Annotated in this window: 21 protein-coding genes; 8 read left to right on the forward strand and 13 right to left on the reverse strand. The window is 69.8% G+C overall.

Annotation, left to right across the window (positions count from 1 at the left end; all coding sequences use genetic code 11):
• Window positions 1-43: 43 nt before the first annotated feature.
• Window positions 44-934 (reverse strand): right-handed parallel beta-helix repeat-containing protein, encoded by an 891-nt coding sequence (locus FXO23_RS10105; protein WP_246257095.1) that lies wholly within the window; start codon window positions 932-934, stop codon window positions 44-46.
• Window positions 935-1,052: 118 nt separating this feature from the next.
• On the opposite strand from FXO23_RS10105, the gene FXO23_RS10110 reads away from it, so the two are divergent.
• From FXO23_RS10110 to FXO23_RS10120, 3 genes are all read left to right on the forward strand, one after another.
• Window positions 1,053-2,375 carry a cytochrome P450 gene (locus FXO23_RS10110; protein ID WP_158883256.1) on the forward strand — a complete coding sequence of 441 codons (1,323 nt, stop codon included), beginning with the start codon at window positions 1,053-1,055 and terminating at the stop codon, window positions 2,373-2,375.
• 320 nt (window positions 2,376-2,695) lie between these two features.
• Window positions 2,696-2,887, forward strand: a complete 192-nt coding sequence (locus FXO23_RS10115; RefSeq protein WP_158883258.1) for a hypothetical protein — start codon at window positions 2,696-2,698, stop codon at window positions 2,885-2,887.
• A gap of 14 nt (window positions 2,888-2,901) precedes the next feature.
• Window positions 2,902-3,636: a Crp/Fnr family transcriptional regulator gene (locus FXO23_RS10120; RefSeq protein ID WP_158883260.1), complete on the forward strand. Its 735-nt coding sequence runs from the start codon at window positions 2,902-2,904 to the stop codon at window positions 3,634-3,636.
• Between the two features lie 53 nt (window positions 3,637-3,689).
• Here FXO23_RS10120 and FXO23_RS10125 read toward each other — a convergent pair whose 3' ends face one another.
• The 3 genes from FXO23_RS10125 to FXO23_RS10135 form a co-directional block, all read right to left on the reverse strand.
• Window positions 3,690-4,526 carry an LLM class F420-dependent oxidoreductase gene (locus FXO23_RS10125; protein ID WP_158883262.1) on the reverse strand — a complete coding sequence of 279 codons (837 nt, stop codon included), beginning with the start codon at window positions 4,524-4,526 and terminating at the stop codon, window positions 3,690-3,692.
• 183 nt (window positions 4,527-4,709) lie between these two features.
• Entirely contained in the window at window positions 4,710-5,546 is an 837-nt protein-coding gene (locus tag FXO23_RS10130; RefSeq protein WP_158883264.1) for an oxidoreductase, read from the reverse strand.
• A gap of 20 nt (window positions 5,547-5,566) precedes the next feature.
• Window positions 5,567-7,123: an MFS transporter gene (locus tag FXO23_RS10135; RefSeq protein WP_246257098.1), complete on the reverse strand. Its 1,557-nt coding sequence runs from the start codon at window positions 7,121-7,123 to the stop codon at window positions 5,567-5,569.
• Window positions 7,124-7,305: 182 nt separating this feature from the next.
• Here FXO23_RS10135 and FXO23_RS10140 point away from each other — a divergent pair, with 182 nt between their 5' ends.
• Together FXO23_RS10140 and FXO23_RS10145 are read left to right on the forward strand one after the other, a co-directional pair.
• A complete protein-coding gene (locus FXO23_RS10140; protein ID WP_158883268.1) occupies window positions 7,306-7,752 on the forward strand; it encodes a MarR family winged helix-turn-helix transcriptional regulator in 447 nt (148 codons plus the stop codon).
• Between the two features lie 121 nt (window positions 7,753-7,873).
• Window positions 7,874-9,442: an FAD-dependent monooxygenase gene (locus FXO23_RS10145; protein WP_158883270.1), complete on the forward strand. Its 1,569-nt coding sequence runs from the start codon at window positions 7,874-7,876 to the stop codon at window positions 9,440-9,442.
• 320 nt (window positions 9,443-9,762) lie between these two features.
• Here the strand turns inward: FXO23_RS10145 and FXO23_RS10150 are convergent, their stop codons facing one another.
• From FXO23_RS10150 to FXO23_RS10170, 5 genes are read right to left on the reverse strand one after another with little or no spacing between them, the layout of a single operon-like run.
• A complete protein-coding gene (locus FXO23_RS10150) occupies window positions 9,763-10,431 on the reverse strand; it encodes an HAD family hydrolase (protein ID WP_246257099.1) in 669 nt (222 codons plus the stop codon).
• Window positions 10,432-10,442: 11 nt separating this feature from the next.
• Window positions 10,443-11,384 carry an AfsA-related hotdog domain-containing protein gene (locus tag FXO23_RS10155; protein WP_158883272.1) on the reverse strand — a complete coding sequence of 314 codons (942 nt, stop codon included), beginning with the start codon at window positions 11,382-11,384 and terminating at the stop codon, window positions 10,443-10,445.
• On the reverse strand, window positions 11,381-12,469 hold the full coding sequence (locus FXO23_RS10160) for a beta-ketoacyl synthase N-terminal-like domain-containing protein (protein ID WP_158883274.1): 1,089 nt from the start codon (window positions 12,467-12,469) through the stop codon (window positions 11,381-11,383). The genes FXO23_RS10155 and FXO23_RS10160 overlap by 4 nt, the downstream gene beginning before the upstream one ends.
• Window positions 12,469-13,677 (reverse strand): beta-ketoacyl-[acyl-carrier-protein] synthase family protein, encoded by a 1,209-nt coding sequence (locus tag FXO23_RS10165; protein ID WP_158883276.1) that lies wholly within the window; start codon window positions 13,675-13,677, stop codon window positions 12,469-12,471. The genes FXO23_RS10160 and FXO23_RS10165 overlap by 1 nt, the downstream gene beginning before the upstream one ends.
• The gene (locus tag FXO23_RS10170) at window positions 13,670-13,939 is read right to left on the reverse strand and encodes an acyl carrier protein (protein ID WP_158883278.1); all 270 of its coding nucleotides are present in this window, start codon (window positions 13,937-13,939) and stop codon (window positions 13,670-13,672) included. Before FXO23_RS10170 ends, FXO23_RS10165 begins: the two co-directional genes overlap by 8 nt.
• Before the next feature lie 182 nt (window positions 13,940-14,121).
• Between FXO23_RS10170 and FXO23_RS10175 the strand changes: the two genes are divergently transcribed.
• Window positions 14,122-15,159 carry a ketoacyl-ACP synthase III family protein gene (locus FXO23_RS10175; RefSeq protein WP_158883280.1) on the forward strand — a complete coding sequence of 346 codons (1,038 nt, stop codon included), beginning with the start codon at window positions 14,122-14,124 and terminating at the stop codon, window positions 15,157-15,159.
• 1 nt (window position 15,160) lies between these two features.
• On the opposite strand, the gene FXO23_RS10180 is transcribed toward FXO23_RS10175, so the two are convergent.
• The 4 genes from FXO23_RS10180 to FXO23_RS10195 all read right to left on the reverse strand — a co-directional run bounded on the left by FXO23_RS10180 (window position 15,161) and on the right by FXO23_RS10195 (window position 20,975).
• A complete protein-coding gene (locus FXO23_RS10180; RefSeq protein ID WP_158883281.1) occupies window positions 15,161-15,826 on the reverse strand; it encodes a response regulator in 666 nt (221 codons plus the stop codon).
• A 19-nt stretch (window positions 15,827-15,845) separates the two neighbouring features.
• Entirely contained in the window at window positions 15,846-16,853 is a 1,008-nt protein-coding gene (locus FXO23_RS10185) for a sensor histidine kinase (RefSeq protein WP_158883282.1), read from the reverse strand.
• A 529-nt stretch (window positions 16,854-17,382) separates the two neighbouring features.
• Window positions 17,383-19,245, reverse strand: coding sequence for an ABC transporter ATP-binding protein (locus tag FXO23_RS10190; RefSeq protein WP_158883284.1), 1,863 nt, complete (start codon window positions 19,243-19,245; stop codon window positions 17,383-17,385).
• On the reverse strand, window positions 19,242-20,975 hold the full coding sequence (locus FXO23_RS10195) for an ABC transporter ATP-binding protein (RefSeq protein ID WP_158883286.1): 1,734 nt from the start codon (window positions 20,973-20,975) through the stop codon (window positions 19,242-19,244). Before FXO23_RS10195 ends, FXO23_RS10190 begins: the two co-directional genes overlap by 4 nt.
• Window positions 20,976-21,064: 89 nt before the next feature.
• On the opposite strand from FXO23_RS10195, the gene FXO23_RS10200 reads away from it, so the two are divergent.
• Together FXO23_RS10200 and FXO23_RS10205 are read left to right on the forward strand one after the other, a co-directional pair.
• The gene (locus tag FXO23_RS10200; RefSeq protein WP_158883288.1) at window positions 21,065-21,673 is read left to right on the forward strand and encodes a TetR/AcrR family transcriptional regulator; all 609 of its coding nucleotides are present in this window, start codon (window positions 21,065-21,067) and stop codon (window positions 21,671-21,673) included.
• 469 nt (window positions 21,674-22,142) lie between these two features.
• Window positions 22,143-23,792, forward strand: coding sequence for a glycine/sarcosine N-methyltransferase (locus tag FXO23_RS10205; RefSeq protein ID WP_158883290.1), 1,650 nt, complete (start codon window positions 22,143-22,145; stop codon window positions 23,790-23,792).
• Window positions 23,793-23,851: the final 59 nt, after the last annotated feature.

A 23,851-nucleotide genomic window follows, 5' to 3' on the forward strand; every position in this document is an offset into this window, starting at 1 on the left:
CACGTGTCGTGAGCCGCCTGAAGGACGGATCAGCCGGAGGTCCTCACGGCCGACCGCCGGGTTCGGGCCCCTGGTAACCCTTCCGGGAAGACTCGTCGATGCCGACCTCGTAGCGAATTCCCGGGCTCACCTTGTTACCACCGACGCGGGCGTCGGTCGAATGAATTGCCAGCCCGATCGCCTTGGTGGGCGACGCCGCGAATTCGTTTCCGGTGATCGTGGCGAACTGGATGTCCTCGAACATCAGCGCCTGGCTCCCGCGCAGGGTCTCGAAATAGTTGTTCCGGATGGTGAAGTGGTGTGAATGGCCCTTGCCGTCGCCCTCACCGTCGTTCGGGCCCTCGGCCATCAGGCCCATGTTGTCGACCTTCTCGCACCGGTTGCCCTCGATGAGGATGTCCTGGCTGGGCGGGGTGTCGCTGGCGAACGTCTGCATGCAGTCGGCGTGCCCGTAACGATTGCTGGTGCCGCGGACCGTGTTGCCGAGGATCTTGATGCCGTTGCCGAAGAACCGGATGCCGTCGCCGTCGCCGTTCACCGGTGTGGTGATCCTGTTGTCCCGCAAGGTGATGTTGTTGCCGGTCGCCTCGATTCCCGGCGCCTGCGGCCGGTTCAGGGTGAAGTTCACGACGATCACGTTGTCGGCCTCGATCGTGACGCCGTCGGCGTCGACGCCGGTGCCGTCGTAGGTGATCGGTTTGTCCGGGGTCCCGCCCTTGTCGATCGTCACCCGGCTCCGGGCCGGCCCCGCGGCGAAGCACACGACGTCGCCCGGCCGGGCCTGCCGCGGTTGCTCCTGGCTGGTGACGCGCAGGCCGCACGTCGAGCCGGACGGTTCGGCGGCGTACGCGGAACCGGCCACCAGCGCTGCCGCCGCCAGGATTCCGGCCAGGGACAAGCTCATCATCGGTCGCGCACTCGGCGTGGTTGTCATATCGAGCAAGTTAGGCGGGCCGACGGGGACCGGTCCCGCCACCCGATCGGGTTCTGTCCCCCGCCACCGGAGGACGCCTACGCTGAATCGCCCCTCCCTGTAGGCGATGGAGTCTCCGATGCCCGTCCCGGTGGCGCCCGGCCGGTGGCCCTTGCTCGGACACACCCCGGCGATGCTGCGCCGCCGTTTCGAGTTCACCTCCGCACTGCGCGACCACGGGGACGTGGTGAAGATCTTCCTCGGCCCGCTGGAGACGTATTTCGTCACCAGCCCCGAACTGACCCATCGGGTTCTGGTCACCGAAGGGACCGCCTTCGGGAAAGGAATCCTGTTCGACAGGTTCCGGCCGTTCCTCGGCAACGGCCTCGCCATGTCGAACGGCGCTTTCCACCTGCGGCAACGCCGGCTGATGCAGCCCGCGTTCCACCGCGCCCGCATCGCGCGGTACGCGGAGACCATGGTGCGGGCGACCACGGAGCTGGTCGAATCCTGGCGGCCCGGCGAGGTCCGCGAGATCGACGAGGACATGCAGTCGCTCGCGGTCACCGTCGTCGGCGAGACGCTGTTCTCGACCGAACTGGGCCGATCCGCGATCGAGGAGGCCCGCCGGTCGATTCCGATCATCCTCAACGACGGAATGATCCGCGCGCTGTCGCCCGCGTTCGTGGCATGGCTCCCCATCCCGGTCAACCGGCGGTTCGACGCGGCCATCGAGCGGATGCGCGCCATCGTGCTGGCGGTCATCGCCCAGTGGCGCGCCGACGGCGTCGACCGCGGCGACCTGCTGTCCACGCTGCTGCTGGCCATCGACGAGGACACCGGCGAGGGGATGACCGACCAGCAGGCCTTCGACGAGGTGATCACCCTGCTCACCGCCGGGATCGAGACGAGCGCGCTGGTCCTGGCCTGGATGTTCCACGAGATCGCCCGGCATCCCGAAGTCGAGCGGCGGCTGCGGGACGAGGTCGACTCGGTGCTCGCCGACCGGCCGGTCACCTTCGACGACCTGCCGAAGCTGGTCTACACCAAGCAGGTCATCCACGAAGTCCTGCGGATGTATCCGATCTGGATCTTCATGCGACGCGCGCTCCGGGAGGTCGAACTCGGCGAGGTGCGCATCCCGGCGGGCGCCGAGGTGACCGTCAGCCCGCACGCCATGCACTTCGATCCGCGGAGCTACCGCGAACCGGACCGGTTCGATCCGGACCGGTGGTCCGCCGAGCGTGCGAAGGAACTGCCGAAAGGCGCGTTCATCCCGTTCGGCGCGGGAACGCGCCAGTGCATCGGGAACGCCTTCGCCCTGACCGAGGTCGCGATCGCCGCGGCCACGGTCGCCGCCCGGTGGCGGCTGGTTCCGGTGCCGGACAAGCCGGTCCGGGTGAAGTACACCACCACCGCCTACCCCAGCCGGCTGCCGATGACGGTGGTCCCCCGGAGTTGAGGACAGGGCGATCGGGCTACCACCCCCGACGCCCTGCCTCGGACGACGACCAGGCTCCGCGAAGAACTGACGTCGCGGGTCCATGATGGTGGTCGGCGGGAGAGATGATCACCCCATAATTGGGGGAATCCCTACCCCATTCTACTACGGCTTCGGCACTCGGCAGCGGCTGACTACCTGCGTTTTCGCGGTGAGGGGGTGGCGCTGGCCTTCCCCCGCTCATACTCTCGGGCTCGCTGATTCGGCCGGTGTCCCCTACCAGGCACCACGGGTCGAGCGAAATTCCAGGTTCCGCGAAGAACAACGGCATAGGGGTTGATATGACTCGTGACGTCGCTGCGGTGGTCACGGCGGGCATTGTCGCGGTGATTTTCCTGCTTCTGGTGGGGTTCGTGGTCTGGCGGTTGACCGCGAAGGTTCCCGCCCGGACGGCCCGCGTCCTGATCGCGCTGGCGGGTGTGCTCGCCGGCCTGCCGGCGGTGCTGTACGCGCTGTTGAGCACGCACGGCTGACCCGGGGCCGTGAAATGGGACTGGGGTTGATCGAGGAAGCCACGAAATGGCGGCGGCGGGGCCTGTCCGAACCGTGGCTGGAAGACTCCTTCGTGGCCGAGTTGCCGCCGGATTCGTTGCGCCGCTTGGAACGGCACGCGTCGCTGCTGGACGCCGGTCAGCTCGACGGCATTCCGGGTGCGGCGGGCGCGCCGGTGGTGATCGTGCTCGACGGCGCGGTGAAGGTGTTCCAGGTGCGCTGGGACGGGCCGAACGTCCTGGTCGACGTCGCCGGTCCGGGCGATGTCCTCAACGCCGAGGAGATCGTCACCGGCGTCGCCACGGCGGTCCGCTTCGGACAGTCCGGGAAGGTGGTGCTGCTTTCGGTTCCGCGCCGGAAGTTCCGGGAACTCCTCGACTGCGATCAGGAGATGGAACGTGCGCTGTGCCGGACGTTCGCCCGCCGGTTGCAGGCGCAGATGAACCAGCGCAGCCACACCGGCCGGAAGGTCGAGCAGCGGCTGTGGGCCTTCCTGGTGGAGCTGGGGCGGCGCCACGGCACTCCGGCGAATCGGGGAGGCACGTTGCTGCGCGTGGGGCTCACCCAGGCCGATCTGGCCGCGGCCCTGGGTGTTTCCCGCAACTCCGTGGAAACGGCCCGGCGCAACCTGCGCGAAGCGGGCAAGCTCAGCACCGGCTACGCGCAGGCCGTCCTGCACGAGCTGCCCAGCGAGGAGGAACTCGACCAGGCGTTCTGGAACTGGGCCTGAAACGGCGGCGCCGCACCGGGGTCCGGCCCGGTGCGGCGCCCGCGATCGCGGGCTCAGGACGCGAGTTCCCGAATCCGCGCGTTGCGCTCGTCGCGCCAGGCAAGGGCTTTGTGCAGTTCGGTCAGGTCGTGCGGCGACCACAGCACCAGGGTGAACAGCGTGACGCCCGCGTCCGCATACGCGTCCGCGAGCTCCAGGCCCGCCCATTCCTGGGAACGCTCGATCTCCGCGTGGTCCCGGCCGAGGGCGTCGGTGTTCTCCCGCAGGATCTTGTTCTTGTGCGCGAGCGTGTCCAGGGTGTCGAAGTAGTGCCAGATATCCGCGTACCGGGCCACCAGCGGCAGGGTCTTCTTCACGCCCCCGCCGCCGATCAGGATCGGGATCTTCCGCCGCGGAGCCGGTTTGAGCACCGAAAGGCGGTGCTCGATGCGTGCCAGGCTCTCCGCGAACAGCTTCATCCGGGAGCCCACCGTGCCGAATTCGTACCCGTAGGTGACGTAGTCCTTTTCGTACCAACCGGCGCCCAGTCCGAGGATGAGCCGCCCGCCGGAAATGTGGTCGACCGTGCGCGCCATATCCGCGAGCAGGTCCGGATTGCGGTAACCGACGCCGGTGACCAGGCAGCCGATCTCGATGCGCTCGGTCTGCTCGGCCCAGGCGGTCAGCACGGACCAGCCTTCGAAGTTCTCGACGTCGGGCTGTTCCCCGCTGACCGAGACCGTGCCGTTCGGGTCGATGTTCGCACCCGAGGGAACGTGGAAATGGTCGTAACTGAAGAGCACGTCCGTGCCCGCTTCTTCGATCCGCAGCACCTTGTCGCGCAGGTGCTGGTAAGTGACCCCAGCGCCGCCCTGCACGAGCTGCACCCCGATTCGCACCGGCTTGGCCATGAACTGCCCCCTCTTATTGGAAACGGGAGATCTTTCTGACATCGCCAAGATAAGCGGATCGGGACCGGTCCCGACATGTTCCTTTAGTGAAAGAAGATTCCCGGCGCAAAACGAAGACGGCCTCCGATCGCGGTTCCGGAAAGCAATTCCGGAACCGCGATCGGAGGCCGTATCGGCTTTTCGTCAGGCCGGGTAGTCCGCCCCGCGCGCGACGGCGTCCCAGGCGGCCAGTTCGGCCTTGGCCTTGTCGTAGCTTTCCGCGAGGGAGTCCGCCGCCTCGTTGCCCAGGGCGAGCCGCAGCGGCGGGTTCTCCGCCTCCAGCGCGGTGATGATGGCGGCCGCGGCCCGGTCCGGGTCGCCCGCCTGCACCCCGTTGGCGTTGGCGAGCGCGGTCTGGACCGCCCCGACGCCCTCGCGGTAGGGCTCGCTGGGTTCGGTGAACTCGATGACGTTCGGCTCGTTGAACGAGGTCCGGAACGGGCCGGGTTCGACGATCAGCACGTGGATGCCGAACTTGGCCACCTCCAGCGACAGCGCCTCGGACCAGCCCTCGAGCGCGAACTTGGTCGCGGAATACGCGCTGATACCGGGGAAGGAGTACCGGCCCGCCTGGCTGCTCAGCTGCACGATCGCGCCGCTGCCCTGGGCGCGCATGCGCGGGAGCACGGCACGGGTGATCGCGGCCGGGCCGAACAGGTGCAGGTCCATCAGGGCGCGCAGTTCCTCGTCGGGAATGTCCTCGGCCGCCCCGATCAGCCCCTTGCCCGCGTTGTTCACCAGGACGTCGATCCGGTCGTGCTGGTCCAGCACCTCCGCGATCGCGGAGTCGATCCGCGCGTTGTCCGTCACGTCCAGCTCGACGACGGTGATCCGGCCGGCCGCGGCCTCGGCGAGGTCTTTCACCGATTCGGGGCGGCGGACGGCGGCGACCACGGTGTCACCCGCGGCGAGGGCCGCGTTGGCGAGCGATCGGCCGAACCCGGCGGAGGCCCCGGTGATCAACCAGACACGTTGGCTCATAACTGTTCTGCTCCTCGGAATCAAACTGCCGGACAATTTTCGGTTTTCTCGATTTCGGTCGTTCCGGTTTCCGCCGGACGTTCCCTGGTCAGCAATCCGACCAGGGCGGCGCCGAGAATCGACAGCGCGGCGATGGTCCACATCCCCGCGTGCAGCGCGTCGGTGTACGCCGACGCGGCGGTCGCCCGCAGCGACGCGGCCGGACCGGGACCCGCGGCCACCGCTCCCCCCATGTCGCCCTGCAGAACCCTGGCCGTGACCGCACCCGCCGTGTCCCGGCCGAGCGAATCGGTCAGCTGGGACTGGGTCACCGCGGTCAGCAGCGAGCCGAGGACCGCGATCGCGACCGACTCGCCGCCCAGGCGCATGGTGTTGAACACGCCCGCCGCCATCCCCGCCCGCGCGGGAGCGACGGCGGAAACCGCGGCGCCGTCCAGGATCGCGAGCGAGATCCCGAAACCCGCGCCGATGCACAGCAGCGGGCCGGCCAGCTCCCCGGCACTCGCCCCGGGGTGGATGACGGTCAGCCAGGCCGCACCGGCGGCGACCAGGACCATGGTGACCACCAGCAGCATCCGCTGGGTGACGCGGTGCGCGATCGAACTGATCAGCACCGGCATGACCAGCGTCGGCCCGGTGAGCAGCACCAGCAGCAGGCCGGCGGACCGGGCGCTCATCCCGTCGACCGCCATGAAGTACGACGGCAGCTGCATCAGCGGCGCGACGAAGCCGAAGGCCAGCAGCACCGGCATGGCGCAGATCGCCAGGAAACGCGGCTGGGTGAACAGCGAGACGTCGATCATCGGGTGTTCCGCGCGGCGCTCGATCGCCACGAACGCCGCCAGCAGGAGCACGCACGCGACGAGCGCGCCGACGACCAGCGGGCTGCCCCAGCCGAGCGAGGGCCCCTCGATCACCCCCAGCACGAACAGGGACAGCCCGAGGGTGAAGGTGACCGCGCCCGGCCAGTCCGGACCGGCGGGGTGCGCGTCCCGGGACTCGGGCAGCAGCGGGACGAACACCAGCGGCGGCAGCAGGACGACGGCGGCGACCAGAAAGAAGGCCCGCCAGCCGCCCAGCGAGGTGACCAGCACCCCGGCGACCAGCGGGCCGAACGCGAGGCCGAGGCCGATCGCGGTGCCGAACACCCCGAACGCCCTGGTGCGGGCCCGGCCTTCGAACGCGTGCGCCAGGAGCGCGCTGCCCCCGGTGATCACGCAGGCCGCGCCGATCCCGGCGAGCACCCGGGCCGCGATGAGCAAGCCGATCACCGGCGCGAACGCCGCGACCAGCATCGACGCGCAGAACAGCGCGATGCCGCCGGCGAACATCCGCCGCCGCCCGGTCAGATCGGCGAGGGACCCGGTGATCGCCATGAAACTGGCGAAGGTCAGGAAGAACGCGTTCACCACCCACTGGGCGGAGGTGAGGTCGGTGTGCAGGCTGTTGCTGACGTCGGGAAGCGCGACCGAGGCGCCGGTGGCGGTGACCGGCACGAGCACGATCGCGGCGCACACCACGGCGAGGGTGAGGCCGGGCCTCGTCCGGCGCCGCGGGGCAGCTACGACGTTGACCACGATGAATAACCTTTCTAGGGCACGTGAAGTCTTAGGACCATCCAATCCCTGATGTATGAAAGACATAGAAGCAGCTGCGAGCGGACGCCGTCAAGCAGCAGACTTCTCTCTTCCATGAGAAGCCTGATAGTTTGGACGGGCTCCCGGGATGCGGGAGGAACGGGTCACACGAGTGAGGTCACATGGGCGTCGAAGAGCGGATCGCGGAGAGCTTGGAAACGCGCCTGGGCACCTTCCTGAAGCGGTCCGAGCAGGCGCTGATGGCCGAGAAGCACCGCGTGCTGAAGCCGTTCGGGTTGTCCGTGCCGCAGTACGCGGCGCTGAACGCGCTGTCGGTGGCGCCGCTGTCGGGCGCGCAACTGGCCCGGATCTGTTACGTGACACCGCAGAGCATGGCTTCGCTGCTGTCGACCCTGGAAGCCAAGAAGCTGATCGAACGCACCCCCTCGGACGTGCACGCCCAGGTGCTCGTGGCGAAGCTGACCCGCTCCGGGCACGCGGTCTTCCGCAAGGCCAACGAGGCCGCGCTGGCCGTGGAGGCCCGGCTTTCCGCGGCGTTCACCGACGACGAGGAGAAGTCCCTGCGCGAACTCCTCCAGCGGGCGATTAGCACACTGTCCGACGGCTGAAACCCCCGCTGCCGCTTTAGTGACACCCGGGGTGCGCCGTCCGGAACATCGGCGCCGTTCCGCGGGCCCCTCGCCCGTAGCGTGCGATCGGACAGGTCCGGTCGTAACGAGGGGACGTTTCATGGACGAACAGGTGCTGATCGTCGGCGGCGGGCCGGTGGGCATGCTGCTGGCGTGCGAACTGCTCCAGCAGGGCGTTCCGGTGCGGCTGATCGACGCCGCGCGGGAGCATTCGACGCATTCGCGGGCCACCATCGTCTGGCCGCGGTTGCTGGAACTGTTGCGCCACACGGATCTCACCGATCGGCTGGCCGAGCGCGGGCATCCGATCGATGGCGTCACCTACTTCTCCCACGGCCGCCCGCTCGGCACGGCCTGGATGAACCGGCTGCGGGACACGCCGTACCCGTTCGCCCTGGGCATCGCCCAGAGCGTGACGGAAGAGATCATCGAGGGCAGGCTCGGCGAACTGGGCGGCAAGGTCGAACGCGGGGTGCGGTTGAGCGAAATCCGGAACGCGCACGGCCCCCGGCCGGTCGCCGTGCTGGCGGGGCCGGGCGGCACCACCGAAGAGGTCCAGACCACGTGGCTGGTCGGCGCGGACGGCGCGCACAGCTCGGTGCGCAAGCTGCTCGGCGCCTCGTTCGAGGGCGAGCAGTTCGACGTGAGCTTCGCCGTCACCGACGCCGAGGTCACCGGGGACGTGCCGCTGAACGTGCTGAGCTACTGCTACACCCCGGAAGGCAGCCTCGCCTTCGCGCCGCTGGGTGCCGGGATCAGCCGGGTCGCGGTCAGCGTGCCGCACGCCACCGACGACACCCCGCCGTCGCGGGAGTTCTTCCAGTCGATCATCGACGAGCGCGGTCCCGGCCGCACCGCGCTGGGCGAGCTGCGGTTCAGCACCACGTTCCGGGTGCACGCGCGGATCGCCGCCCGGTTCCGGATCGGCCACTGCGTGCTCGCCGGGGACGCGGCGCACATCATGAGCCCGGCCGGGGCGCAGGGGATGAACACCGGCTTGCAGGACGCGGTCAACCTCGGCTGGCGGCTCGGCGGCGTGCTGCGCGGCCGGCTGCCGGAACGGGTTCTCGACGGCTACGACCGGGAGCGCCGGGACGCCGCGCACGCCGTCGCCCGCACCACCACGCTGCAAACCGACTGGGGGCTGCTGCGGAAGGGCCGCCAGATCGCCGTCCGGGACATCGCCCTGCGCGCCGCCTCCGCCGGTGGCCTGCTCCAGCGCGGCCTCGCGCCGCTGGTGGCGCAGACCGGGGTGCGGTACCCGGCCGCGGCGCGGCGTCTGCTGCGGAACTCGTTGCCCGGTAAGCGTCGCGCCCGGCCCGGTGAACGGCTGCCGGTGCTGCCGGTCGCCGCACCGCTCGCACCGGAGTTCCGGGTGGCCGGACGCACCTGGACGGCGATCGCGGCCGACGGGTTCACGGTACTGGCGTGGCCGGGAAACCGGACCCGGCCCGGCTGGGCGGACCTGGTGCGGCGGGCACGGCAACTGGTCGCCCCGCACGCCGTGGTCGCCGAACCGCGGTACGGGGAGGGCCCGCTCGCCGACGCCCTGGGCGACGCGGCGGTTTTCGCGGTCGTGCGCCCGGACGGCTACCTGCACGAAACCGTTACCCCGGCACGGGTTTCCACGCTCCCGGCAGCCCTGGACGCGGCACGCGCGCGCCAGTGATCGTGCACCTGGCGCGAGTTCCCCGTTTCGGACGTGCGAGTTCCCCGTTTCGGTCTACCGAGTTCCCCGTTTCGGTAGGCGAGTTCGACATCCGGGCCACCTGAGGGGCTCGCCGAAAGCGCGCGCACTTTCGGGGCGGGCGGCGACGGGTTTCCTTGCGTACGCGGGGGAGCCGGGTGCTGGGTCGTGAGTGGACAGGCCGGTTCCAACCGGTCCAAACACTCACGACCCCCGTGACCTGGCGACCTCGAGCGCGCAGGCGAGGAGGGCACTTTCCCGGGAAAGTGCCCTCCTCGCGGTTCCGGCCGGGAAGGGTGGCGCTAGCCGGCCGGGGTGCGGGTGACCCCGGGGAGGTGGGGCCACCCGAGTTCGGCGGCGACGACCGCCATCTCCGGGTTCGGCCCGACGACGACCGGGTTGCCCACCAGCCGGAGCAGGCCGAGATCGGACGTGTGGTCCCCGTACGCGAAGCACTCCGCCGCCGGCGCGCCGGACCGCTCGATCAGTTCGCGGGCCGCGTTCGCCTTCGCGTCGCCGATCATGGTGCGGGTCACCTCGCCGGTGCAGACGCCGTCCCGGAGTTCGAGCTGGGTGCACAGCACCAGATCGGCATCGCAGTACTCGGCCACCGGATCCAGGCAGGCCGGGAAGGACCCGGAGAGGAACACGACCGTCGCGCCCGCGGCCCGGTGGCCGCGCAGCGCGGCGAGCACATCGGTGTGGAACAGGCCGCCGCGGCGCAGGTGCTCGGCGAACCACGCGCGCCCGAACTCGGCGAGCTCGGCGGCCTTGCGGCCGGCGAACCGGCGGTAGAACAGCCGGTTCGCCTGTTCGCGCGGCGTCCCCGGGCGCAGCAGGGCCCGCGCCTCGTCCCGGAGCGCACGCTGCTCCGCCGGGCGGTACCCGGCGGCGTCGAGGAAGTAGTCGTAGAAGTCGAACATGCTCTTGACCGAAATGAGCGTCTCGTCGACGTCGAAGAACGCGAGCACATCTCCCCCGTTCAGCCGAGCGCCAGGTCGATCGACGCGACCACCGCGCCGCCCTGCGCCGCCGCCATCCGGAAGGAACCGGGTTCCGGCAAGGTCGTGGTGGTCAACTCCACCGGCGCGTCCACCTCGGCGAACCGGTCGAACCGGCCGTCCAGCCGGAGCACCACCCGGCCTCCGGGGTCCTTTCCGGACAGCAGGAACGCGCACTGGCGCGCGGCCTCGCTCAGCACCATCGCCGGAACGTGGTCGTAGGGATGGTCGTACATGCTGCGGTTGCGGAACGTCCGCGGGCTGAGCACGGCGCCGAGCGCGCCCTCCTCGATCCGGGCGCCGTCGAGGACCACGTTGCGCGGATCGTGTTTGTCCACAGCGGACGGATGCACCGGCGTTCCGGCCGGTCCGGCGGGCAGCGCGAACGCGGTCGCGATCTCCGCGCCGCGCTGCATCCGCCGCAGCACCAGGTACTGCTCGGCGGGCGTGCAGCCGATGTCCATGGACAGGTGGCCGAGCGCCCGGCCGTCGAGCACGAGATCCAGCTCGAAGAGCAGGCGCCGCAGATGCCCGCCGCGCACCCGGCGCTGGGGAACCGCGCCCTCCACGCGGAGTTCCCCCGGCCGTTCGCCGCACGCGAGCGCCGCGCGATCGGTGATTTCCAGCCGCCACGACCGGACCATGAACGCGGTCGCCCGCGGCGCGCCCTGGTGCACGTGGGCCGCGTAGGTCATCGCCTGACGCCCCGCCTCCAGCACGTTCAGCGGATCGTGCCAGGCCGCGGCCGCCACGTGGTCGCGGAAGTACCCGTGCGACAGCGGAAGCTGCGCGGCGCACGCGAACCGTTCCTCGTCCACCCGCGCGTACCCGGTCAGGAAGACCTCGGACAGCGACCAGCGGTGCAGCAGGTCGCGCGGGACGGTCTGGTCGTAGGCCAGATCCGGGATGACAGCGGTGATCACAGCTTCCCCCTCGCATACTCGGGACTCGCGACGACCAGGCAGCCGACCGAGCCATCGGAACCGACCGAGGTCAGCACGGCGACCTCGCCGCCGGGCGCCCAGTTCGCCAGTGCGGTGGCCAGTTGCAGCGCCGCACTGGCGCCGTGCGTTTCCCCGAGGACCGCGCCGACCCCGAGCCGCCTGGCGGCCCGTTCCGGGAAAACGGCCCGCAGCGCGCGTTCTTCGACCGCGGCCCAGCCCCGCCGCCCACCGGCCCCGGGCACGAGCAGGCCGACCTCCCCGGCCGCCACGCCCGCGCGGTCGAGTGCACTGTGGACGGTCTCGGCGAGCCGCGCGGCCACCGCGATCGGGCCGTCGCCGGTGAAACCGGTTTCGCAGGCCAGGATCCGGCCCAGCAGGCGGTCACCGGAACCCCCCGGCAGGTCGAGCGCGAACACCGCGCCGCCCTCGGCGAGCGGCGTGCCCTCGGCCAGTCCGCCGCCGCGATGCCACGCCCAGGCCGGTTCGGCGGCCAGCTCCTCGACCGCGCCGGCCAGCATCCGCCGCGCGTGGCCGTCGCGCAGCGCCGCGCAGGCGTACCGAAGGGCGTGCAGACCGGACACCGGGCCACCCGACACGGTCGCGTTCACGCCGGTGAGCCCGGTCCTGATCGCGGTCTTGCCCGCGGCCGAGTTCATCATCGTGCCGGGGAACTGGGCCGGGTTGACCAGGTACGGCCGGTCCCGCTCGAACGTGTCGCGCAGGAATTCCAGCACGGTCGCGGCACTGCCCACCGACATGCCCAGCGCGATCCCGGTCCGCTCCGCATCCGGCCCCGCCCCGGCCGCGTCGAGCGCGGTCACGCAGGCGGCCATGGCCAGCTGGTCGGTGCGGCTGAGCCGGGACAGGCCCCGGTTGCCCAGGACCGCGGCCGGATCGAAGCCGGGCACCGGCGCGACGGCGAGCGGGGGCCAGCCGGGTTCGTCCCGCGGCGCGGGCCGGGCCGGGGCGAGTCCGGTGATCGCTTCGAGGCCGGTTCCGGCGGCGCTGAACACGCCGCAACCGACGATGTCGGCGACCGGGCTGAGCGCGGGTGCGGCGGTCATCAGGCGGCCACCTCCCCGAACAGCGTGATGGCGTTGTTCCCGCCGAACGCGAAGCCGTGGTTCTGCGCGATCCGGACCCGCGCGGTCCGCGCCGCCGGCACGCAGTCCAGGCCCGGGCCCAGTTCGGGATCCCGCTCCCGCAGCGTCGCGGTGGGCGGCAGGAACCCGTCGTGGACGGCCGCGCAGGACACCAGCGCGCCGAATCCGGCCGCGGCGCCCATCGTGTGGCCGAGCAACGACTTCACCGAGCTGATCGGCGGGATGCGCTCGCCGAACACCGCGCGCACCGCCGCGACCTCGGCGGCCTCGTTGGCGCGCGTTCCGGTGCCGTGCGCGCAGATGTAGTCGACCTCCTCGGGTTTGACCCCGGCCCGGTGCTGGGCGACGCGGATGCACGCCGCGATCGACGCGGCGTCCGGATTGGTCATGTGCCGCGCGTCGCAGGTCATCCCGTAGCCGAGCACCTCCGCGTAGATCCGCGCGCCGCGGTCGAGCGCGGCGTCGAGGGGCTCCAGCAGGAGCGCGACGCCCCCTTCGGCGGTCACGATCCCATCCCGGTCCTTGTCGAACGGCCGCGGCACGTCCCGGGCGAGGGCGCCGAGCCGGTGGAATCCGGCGTGGGTCGACCGGTTGGCCGCGTCGGCTCCGCCGCACAGCGCCGCGTCGGCGTCTCCGGCGCGCACCAGGTCGAAGGCGTAGCCGATCGCGTAGTTGGCGGCCGCGCACGCCGTGCCGAAGGTCAAGGTTTCCCCGGTGAGGCACAGTTCGGTGGCGACGGCGGCGGCGATCCGCCCGGCGTCGGCCCGCCCGGCGAGCTCCGGCGGCGCCGATCCGGGCCCGTGCGCGACGACGTGCTCGGCCAGCCGCTCCAGCACCTGGGACTCGCCGTTGGTGGTGCCGAAGCAGCTCGCGACGCGCCCGGCGGCGAGCGCCTCCGGATCGGTGTCCGAATCCGCCGCCGCCATCCGCGCGGCGGCCGCGGCGAACTGCCCCGAGCGGCCCCAGCGGCCGGGGTCGCGCAGGTGGTCGGCGGGGTCGAAGCCGCGCACCTCGCCCGCCCGGGTGTGCTCGAATCCCGTGGCGTCGAACTGCTCGATGGGCCCGATCCCGCCGCGTCCCGCCCGGACGCCGTCGACGACCGCCTGCTTGCCCAGCCCGAGGCCGCTCACCGCACCGAGGCCGGTGACCACCACCCGGCGCTCACGCATGAACGATCTCCGCCGCGCTGTGCTTGGCCACCACCTCGCAGGCGGCCGGCAGGCTGTCCAGTTCGGAGATCTCCTCCTGCGGGATCTTGATCCCCAGTTCGCGTTCGAAACGCGCGAACATCTCGATGACGAGCAGCGAGTCGGCGTCGAAGTCGTCGAAGAAACTGCTGTCGTCGGTGATGTCGGCGGCGTCGACTTCGAGCACCTCCGCGACGATCTCGCGGACCTGGTCGCGCAGTTCGTCCGAAAACACGTGGCTCATGATTCTTCTCCCCAGAATTGACTCACCCCGGTCACGGGGTCCCCCGAATCAAATCCCGGCCACCGGTGCCGGGGCAAGCACATCCAAAGTGACAGCGGGGCGTCCGGAGGAGACAGTGACTCGCGGTGCCGCACGTGCCAGCGTGAATGTCGCGGATGGACTGTCGAATGGGGGCGCGACCGATGAGAACCGACGCGATCGGCATTGCGGCCGGTGAATTGTGGCTTCCGCCGGGCCGGGAACTGGCCGACGCGGCCGTCCGGGAGGGGCGCCTGCGCGCGCGGGACGCCCGGGACCTCGGTCATCCGGAGGTGCCCGACGCCGGTGACGAGGCGGCGCCGGACATGGCCGTGCACGCGGCGCTGGGTGCGCTCAAACAAGCGGGCGCCGACGCGGAGGACCTCGACGTCGTGTGCCACGCGTGGATGTACTACCAGGGGCACGACCTGTGGTCGCCCGCGCATTACATCGCCGATCGAATCGGCGCCCGGCGGGCGTTTCCGGTCGGCGTCCAGCAGGTGTGCAACGGCGGCCCGGCCGGTGTCGAACTGACCGCGGCGCGCCTGCTCGCGGCCGGGCCGGGCGGCACGCGCTGGGGTCTGGTCACCACCGCCGACCGGTTCACCGCTCCCGGATTCGACCGCTGGGCCGGTGACTACGGGGTGGCCTACGGGGACGCGGCGACCGCGTTGCTGCTGCGCGTTCCCGCGGACCCGGCGGACGCGCTGCTCCTGCGCTCGATCGTCACGGCGGCGGCGCCGGAACTGGAGGGCATGCACCGCGGCGCCGATCCGTTCGCCCGCGCCGCCCGCACCCATCGCGACCGCGTGGACATGCGCGCCACGAAACGCGCCTACCTGCGCGAGCACGGTCAGGACCCGTTCCTGCTGGCGAACCGGCGCAGTGTCACCACGATCGCCGCCACGGCCTTGCGGGAGGCCGGTCTGGCGCCGGACGATCCCCGGTTGCGGTGCGCGGTGCTCCCGCGGTTCGGGCGCAAAACCCTCGACGCGGTGTGGCGCCCGGTCCTGGCCGGATGCCTGCGCACCGAACTGCTCGACCTCGGCACGACCACCGGCCACCTCGGCGCCGGGGACGCGCTCGCCGGGGTGGCCGAACTGGCGTGGCAGGGGATCCTCGCACCGGGTGAAGCCGCCCTGGTGTTCAGCGCCGGGGCGGGCTTCACCTGGTCCTGCCTCGTCGTGCAGGCGCGGTCGTGAGTCACCGGCGCAGCGACGGAACGGGCACCGGGACCGGCGACGGGATGAGTCCCATTTGGACGGCCTTGTTCGCGGCCTCGACCCGGGACCGGGCGGCGAGCTTGTCGAAAATGCTGCGCATGTGCCGTTTCACGGTGCCCTCCACGATGTCGAGCCGGCGGGCGATCTGGTAGTTGCTCAGGCCTTTGGCCACGAGCTCGATCACCTCGGCCTCGCGCGGGGACAACGGTCCCGGTTCCGCCGGCTCCGGGCGCAGCAGCTGATTCGCCGACAGCGAGACGGTGACGGGATTGCCGGGCAGCCGTGCGCCGCGGACCGCGGCCACCAGCGCGTGCCGGGTCACGGTCTTGTGCAGGAAGCCCGCGATTCCCGCCGCCAGCAACAACCGGACCAGCGCGGTGTCGTCGTGCATGGTGAGGACGAGCACGCGCACCCCCGGCCGGACGTGCTGGAGGCGGCGCACGGTGTCCTGCGGACGTTCGTTTCCCGGCATTTCGATGTCCAGCAGCACGACATGCGGCCGGTGCTCGGCGGCCAGGCGCAAGGCTTCGTCCACGCTGCCGGCCACCCCTGCCACGGAAAGATCGGGTTCGGCCTCGAGCAACTCGGCCAGCGCGTTGCCGAGCAGCGTGTGGTCGTCGGCGATCAGAATTCGAGTCTCTTTCATATTCTTTGCTCTCCTGAAGTCAATCGGCGCGGTGCTCGTTCTCGGGCAGCGGAACCCACAGCCGCATACTCGTGCCCCGGCCGGGCTTGCTGATCAGGGAAAGTCGTCCCCCCAGGTGTTCGGCGCGTTCCCGCATGACGGTCAGGCCCGCGCCGTCGCGCAAATCGTTCCGATCCGGAGAAGCGAAACCGGATCCGTCGTCGTCCGCCGCCACATCCACGCGGCCGGGACTGATCCCGACCCGCACCCGGACGTTCTCCGGCGACGCGTGCGCGAACGAGTTCCGCAGGAATTCGCGGAGAATCAGGAAGATCTCGTCCCGGTGATTCTCCGGTAGCCAGGCCTCGTCCCCGTGCACCCGGACGCGGACCTCGGCCGCCCGGAAGTTGAGCTCCTCCGCGCAGGCGGTGAGCGACCGGGCCAGGCTGGTCAGCGGCGCCTTGGCGCGGAGACCGGAGAAGAGCAGGCGGGTGAAGTCCTTCGCCTCGGCCAGCGCGCCCTCGACCGCCCGGAGATGATCGTCGCCCGCGCCCCGCGCCTTCACCCGGTACAGCTCGAGGTGCCGCATGGCCAGGACGAGGCTGTTGCCGAGCTGGTCGTGCACGTCCCGCGCGAGGCGCTTGCGATCGTCGGAATTCGCCTGCTCGACCTGTTCCAGCAGGTAGGCGTCGTAGCTGTCCGCCGCGGCGGACAGGTGCCGCGAACTGAGCTCCTGGAGCAGGCGGGCGGCCCGGGTGACCAGGGCCGCCCGGGGCTCACCGGGGAGCCCGGAAACGAGGTCCGCGAACTCCTCCAGCGCGATCCCGGCCAGGATCTCGATCGCCTTCAGCGCATCGGTGAACCGGGCCCGGCGGCAGGCCCACAGCCCGCCCAGGACGGCCGGTTCGGCGAGCGGCTCGCCCGGGTGCGGCTCGCTCCCGGGCGAGCCGATCGCCCGGGCGAAGGCTTCCAGCACCAGCGACGCGTGCGCCCGCGCCTGCCCCCGGAGCTCGGCGACGATGCCGAGCGGATTGGCGACGAGCTCCAATCTTTCCTGGTACTTGCGAACAATGTCCGGTATTGCCGTGGTGACTCTTTCCCCCACATCGGCACTCGGCTTCGACTCCATGAAGTTGTCCCCCAGATTTCTTTCGCAGGCTCGGCACGATAGCTCATTCGCCGGACGGCAAAGAATTCGTTACCGCGACACTGCGGCGCACCATACGTGCGACACACCAGCCCCCAAGACCCGCCTGGCATGATTTTGCCGCACGTTCATTGACTTGCGCACGACCCGACTCAGTCAACGGGGTGACCTTGATCACAAGAAAACTGGGGCAAGCATCAGAGTATCGGGCGGCAACCCACCGCGCGCGCCGTCCGAATGGGAAAGAATCCCGTCGATACCACAGAACCTGTCCCGGGATGCCGGGAAAATTGCCCTCTCCACTTGGGACACCGCACGCCGTATGTCCTCTGTGGACCACCAAGTTCGTTCGGAAGGCTAACGGCCGGAAAGGAACCCGGAGAAAAGGCCGCCGCCCACTCGGGGCGACGGCCTCGACTCTTCGAGTGACTCAGGCGGTGGCGGTGAACTGCGCCGAGTACAGGCGATAGTAGGCGCCCCGGGACTCGAGCAGTTCGTCGTGCGTGCCCTGTTCGACGATCCGGCCCGCCTCCATCACCAGGATGAGGTCGGCGTCGCGGATCGTGGACAGCCGGTGCGCGATGACGAAACTCGTGCGCGACGAGCGCAGCGCGGCCATCGCGTGCTGCACCAGCGATTCCGTCCGGGTGTCGACCGAACTCGTCGCCTCGTCGAGGATCAGCAGCGACGGGCCGGCCAGGAACGCGCGCGCGATCGTCAGCAGCTGCTTCTCCCCCGCGCTGACGTTGGTGCCCTCGTCGTCGATCACCGTGTCGTAGCCGTCCGGCAGCGTGCGCACCCACCGGTCGACGAAGGTCGCCTTCGCCGCGGCCAGGATCTCCTCCTCGGTCGCGTCCGGTTTGCCGTACGCGATGTTGTCGCGGATCGTGCCGCCGAACAGCCAGGTGTCCTGGAGCACCATGCCGGTCTGCGACCGCAGGTCCTCCCGGCGCAGCCGGGTGATGTCCACGCCGTCCAGGGTGATCCGGCCCGCGTCCAGTTCGTAGAACCGCATGATCAGGTTGACCAGCGTGGTCTTCCCGGCCCCGGTCGGGCCGACGATCGCCACCGTCTGCCCCGGCTCGGCGACCAGCGACAGGTGCTCGATGAGCGGCTGCTCGGGCCGGTAGGAGAAGCTGACGTCCTCGAACTCGACCCGCCCCCGCCGCTCGGCGGGCAGCGAAGCGTCCGCCGGATCGGGTTCCTGCTCCTCGGCATCCAGCAACTCGAAGACCCGCTCGGCCGAGGCGACCCCGGACTGCATCAGGTTCGCCATCGACGCCACCTGGGTCAGCGGCTGGGTGAACTGCCGCGAATACTGGAGGAACGCCTGCACCTCGCCCAGGCTCATCGCGCCGGAGGTGATCCGCACTCCGCCGATCACCGCGACCACGACGTAACTGAGGTTCGACAGGAACATCATCGCCGGCATGATCAGCCCGGAGATGAACTGCGCGCCCAGGGCCGATCCGAACAGCTCGTCGTTGCGGCGCCGGAACTCGGCTTCGGACTCCCGCTGCCGCCCGAACACCTTGACCAGCTGGTGGCCGGTGAACGCCTCCTCGATGTGCGCGTTGAGCGCGCCGGTGTGCTTCCACTGCGCGATGAACAGCTTCTGCGACCGCTTGCCGATCCAGCCGGTGATGAGCACCGAGGCGGGGATCAGGACCAGCGCGAGCAACGCGAGCAGCGGCGAGATGGTGAACATCATCACCAGCACGCCGAGCACGGTCAGCAGCGAAGTCAGCAGCTGGCTCAGGGTCTGCTGCAACGTCGTCGAGATGTTGTCGATGTCGTTGGTGACCCGGGACAGCAGCTCGCCCCGGGGCTGACCGTCGAAGTAGCGCAGCGGGAGCCGGTGCAGCTTCTCCTCGACGTCGGCCCGCAGCTTGAACACGACCCGCTGCACCACGCCGTTGAGCAGGCGCCCCTGCGCCCAGCCGAACACCGAGGACGTCAGGTACAGGGCGAGCACCCAGGCCAGCACGGTGCCCAGCGCGCCGAAGTCGATCCCCGCGCCGGGCACGTTCCGCAGGCGCGCGAGCACGCCGTCGAAGATGACGTCGGTGGCCTGCCCGAGGATCTTCGGCCCGGCCACGGCGAACGCGACGCTGGCGACGCCGAGCGCGACGACGGCCGCGAACTTGACCCGTTCCGGGCGCATGCGGGCGATCAGCCGTTTCAGGGAGGGCCCGAAGCTGTTCGCCTTGCCCATCGGCATGCCCATGCCCGGCATGCCACGGCCCATGGGCGAGGGCTGCGGCCGGGGAGTGGTTGTGGTGGTGGTGCTCATGCCGCCTGCTCCGGGGTCAGCTGGGACTGGACGATTTCCTGGTAGGTCCGGCAGGTGTCCAGCAGTTGCCGGTGGGTGCCGATCCCGACGACCGATCCGTTGTCCAGCACGATGATCTGGTCGGCGTCGAGGATGGTGGAAACCCGCTGGGCGACGACGAGCACCGCCGCCCGCGCGGTGTGCGGGCGCAGCGCCGCGCGCAGCCTCGCGTCGGTCGCCAGGTCGAGCGCGGAGAACGAGTCGTCGAACAGGTAGATCTCCGGTCGGCGGACCAGGGCCCGGGCGATGGACAGCCGTTGCCGCTGGCCGCCGGAAACATTGGTGCCGCCCTGCGCGATCGGCGCCGCCAGCCCGCCGGGCATGTCCTCGACGAAATCGCGGGCCTGCGCGATTTCCAGGGCCTGCCACAGTTCCTCGTCCGTGGCGTCCGGGTTCCCGTAGCGGAGGTTGGTCGCCACGGTGCCGGTGAACAGGTACGGCCGTTGCGGCACCAGGCCGATCCGGTTCCACAGCGCGTCGGGATCGAGTTCGCGCACGTCGGCGCCGTCGACGAACACATTGCCCGCGGTCACGTCGATCAGCCGGGGCACGAGCGAGAGCAACGTCGTCTTCCCCGACCCGGTGCTGCCGACGATCGCGGTGGTGCGGCCCGGCTCGGCGCGGAAGGAGATGTCGCGCAGCACGGGATCCGCCGCGCCGGGATACCGGAACTCGACGCCGCGGAACTCGAGTTCGGCGCTCCTGGTCAGCTCCCGCACCGGCGCCGCGGGCGGGCTCACCGAGGACTCGGTGTCCAGCACCTCGGTGATCCGCTCGGCGCAGACCGCGGCGCGCGGGATCATGGTCGAGATGAACGTCGCCATCATCACCGACATGAGGATCTGCAACAGGTAGTTCAGGAACGCGGTCAGCGCGCCGATCTGCATCTCCCCCGCGTCGACGCGGTGCGAACCGAACCACAGCACGGCGACGCTGGAGGCGTTCAGGATGAGCAGCACCGTCGGGAAGATCAGCGCCTGGTACCTGCCGACCCGCAACGCGGTGTCGGTGAGCGTGCGGTTGGCGTCGGCGAACCGGCGGGTCTCGGCGGGCTCGCGGACGAACGCGCGGATGACGCGGATGCCGGACAGCTGCTCCCGCAGCACGCGGTTGACCTCGTCGATCCGCTCCTGCATCTTGCGGAACTGCGGCACCATCCGGGACACGATCAACCCGATCGCGAGCACCAGCACCGGCACGCAGACCAGCAGCAGCCAGGACAGGCCGACGTCCTCCCGCAGCGCCATCACGATGCCGGCGACGCACATGATCGGTGCCATGACCAGCATGGTGCACACCATGACCACCAGCAGCTGGATCTGCTGCACGTCGTTGGTGGTGCGCGTGATCAGCGACGGGGCGCCGAACCCCGCGACCTCACGCGCGGAGAACTCGCCGACCCGGTGGAAGACGGCCGACCGGATGTCCCGGCCCAGCGCCATCGCGACCCGGGCGCCGAAGTAGGCCGCACCGACCGAGCAGAGGATCTGCAGCACCGTGACGGTCAGCATCCAGCCGCCCGTGGACAGGATGTAACCGGTGTCCCCCTTGACCACGCCGAAGTCGATGAGGTCGGCGTTCAGGCTCGGCAGGTACAGCGAGGCCAGCGTGCCGATGAGTTGCAGCACGAAGACGGCCGTGAGCTCGCGACCGTACGGCCGCAGGTACGTGCGTAACAGGCGGTTCAGCAACGAAGCCCCCACAGAAGAAACGAACCGTGTCTAATATGACCCAAGGTAGACAGCTTCGATAAGAAACGCAACGTATTTTAAGGGGCAGGGTGACCGAGACGAAGTCGCGCCGCCGGGGAGCGGAGCTGGAGCAGGCGATCCTGGACGCGACCTGGGCCGAGCTGAAGGAAGTCGGCTACACCCGGCTCACCATCGAGGCGGTGGCCGCCCGCGCCGCGACCAGCAAACCGGTAATCTACCGGCGCTGGTCGAGCCGCGCGGAACTGGTCCTCGCCGCGTGGGACCGGCGGGTGCCCGCCAAGCGGAAGGCGCCGCCGCACACCGGCGCGCTCCGCTCCGATCTGGTGGCGCTGTTCAAGGAGGTCGCGCACCGGGTCGACAGCATGATGAGCGAGATGATCGCCGGTGTGATGGGCGAGACCTTCCGGCATCCCGAGGTCACCAAGGTGCTGCGGAAGCGGCTCTGCGAACCGTCACCGCTGACCGAGGCGATCGAGACGATCCTGGGGCGCGCGGCCGATCGGGGCGAACTCCCGCCCGTCAAGCTGCCGCTGCGAGTCACCCGGCTCCCGCTCGACCTGGTGCGCAACGAGTTCATCGTCTACGGCGCGCCGCTCAACGAGGAAAGCATCGTGGAAATCGTGGACGAGGTCTATTTGCCGTTGTTGCGCGGATTGGGCAGCTCACCGGAAACCTAGGAACGGGAAACTCGCGGCGGTTGTTGCGTTGTCCGCACCTCGATGCGCAGGGCGATGCACTCTCGGTTGAACATGGCAGGAACACAAGCGGGGGAAGACATCAGGCATGCGGCCTAAGAAAAGGGCCCTATATCCACCCAGGGCAATCACGCACGGCCGCGATTAGGCCGAACGGATGTGAGCCACGACTCCCCTCGCGGGCGGGCGTTCCCGCCCCTTGGAGATCTTCACCCGGGGTGAAACCGCACGTCACGCCATCGACGCATTGCTCCTTCCGGCCCGCCTCCCATAGATTGAACGGGAGGCGGTTTCGCGGACGGTCAGCGTGGATTAACGCGAACGCCGTCCGAGTCGGGGTAATGAATCAAGTTTCACACCCTGAGCGTTCGCACGCGATTTTCGACCTTCCTGCGATGTGTGCTGCGCGCCAGTATTCGTGCCTACCGCCGAACCCTGGAGTGAAACGAAAATGACTGATTTGACTGCCCATCCCGCGCAGGCGTTCGGCGCGGATCCATTGCAGGTCCGGGACACCGATCACTACACCGATGAGTACGTCAAAGGTTTCGTGGAGAAATGGGACGAACTCATCGACTGGAAGAAGCGGTACGAGAGCGAGGGAAGCTTCTTCGTCGATCTGCTCAAGTCGCGGCGGGTGAAATCCGTCCTCGATGTGGCCACCGGAACCGGTTTCCATTCGGTGCGGCTCATCGAAGAAGGTTTCGACACGGTGAGCGTCGACGGCAGCCCGGAAATGCTGGCCAAGGCCTTCGAGAACGGGAAGAACTACGGCGGCCACATCCTGCGGGTGGTGCACGCCGACTGGCGCTGGCTCAACCGGGACGTGCACGGTGAGTTCGACGCGGTGATCTGCCTCGGCAACTCGTTCACGCACCTGTTCTCCGAGCGGGATCGGCGCAAGGCGCTGGCCGAGTTCTACGCGGTGCTCAAGCACGACGGGATCCTGATCCTGGACCAGCGCAACTACGACGCGATCCTGGACAACGGGTTCTCCAGCAAGCACACGTACTACTACTGCGGCGAGCAGGTGACCGCGGAACCGGAGTACATCGACGAGGGCCTGGCCCGTTTCCGGTACAGCTTCCCGGACCGCTCCCAGTTCCACCTCAACATGTTCCCGCTGCGCAAGGACTACGTCCGGCGGCTGCTGCGCGAAGTCGGCTTCCAGCGGCTCGAGACCTACGGCGATTTCCAGGATTCCTTCGCCGCGGACGAACCCGATTTCCTCATCCACGTCGCGGAGAAGAGTTACGTGAAAAGCACCGAAGACCGAATCGCCTATTCGTCCGCGGTGAACGTCGCCCGCGACTACTACAACTCCTCGGACGCGGACAATTTCTACTTCTCCATCTGGGGCGGCGAGGACATCCACATCGGACTGTACGACCGGCCGGACGAGGAGATCGCGACGGCGAGCCGCCGGACGGTCGAGCGGATGGCCGGCAAGCTCGCGCTCACCGGGGCGAACCACGTGCTCGACATCGGTTCCGGTTACGGCGGGGCGGCGCGTCACCTGGCCCGGGCCTACGGCTGCCGGGTGACCTGCCTGAACCTGAGCGAGGTGGAAAACCGGCGCAATCGTCAGCTCAACGACGAGAGCGAGCTGACCGGGCTGATCGACGTGGTCGACGGCTCGTTCGAAGACCTGCCGTTCGAGGACAACCACTTCGACGTGGTGTGGTCGCAGGACGCGATGTTGCACAGCGGGGACCGGATCCGCGTGCTGCAGGAGGTCTACCGCGTGCTCAAACCGCGCGGCGAGCTGGTGTTCACCGATCCGATGGCCGCGGACGCCTGCGCGAAGGACGCGCTCCGGCCGATCCTGGACCGGCTGCACCTGGAATCCATGGGGTCGCCGGAGTTCTACCGGCGCGAACTGCACCGGCTGGGCGTCGCCTCGCTCGAGTTCGAGGATCACACCCCCCAGCTGGCCACCCACTACGGCCGGGTGCTGGACGAGACCGAGCGGCGCGAACCCGAGCTCGCGGGCAGCATCAGCGACGAGTACCTCACCCGGATGAAGACCGGCCTGAAGCACTGGGTCGACGGCGGGCGCGCGGGAAACCTCGCCTGGGGCATCTTCCACGCCATCCGATGAGCGCGGTTGACCTCAACGCGGATTGAGGACGCAGGCTGAGGTGGTCCGCGAGATCGGGA

Source organism: Amycolatopsis anabasis (genome assembly GCF_009765355.1).
GTDB classification, from domain to species: Bacteria; Actinomycetota; Actinomycetes; order Mycobacteriales; family Pseudonocardiaceae; genus Amycolatopsis; species Amycolatopsis anabasis.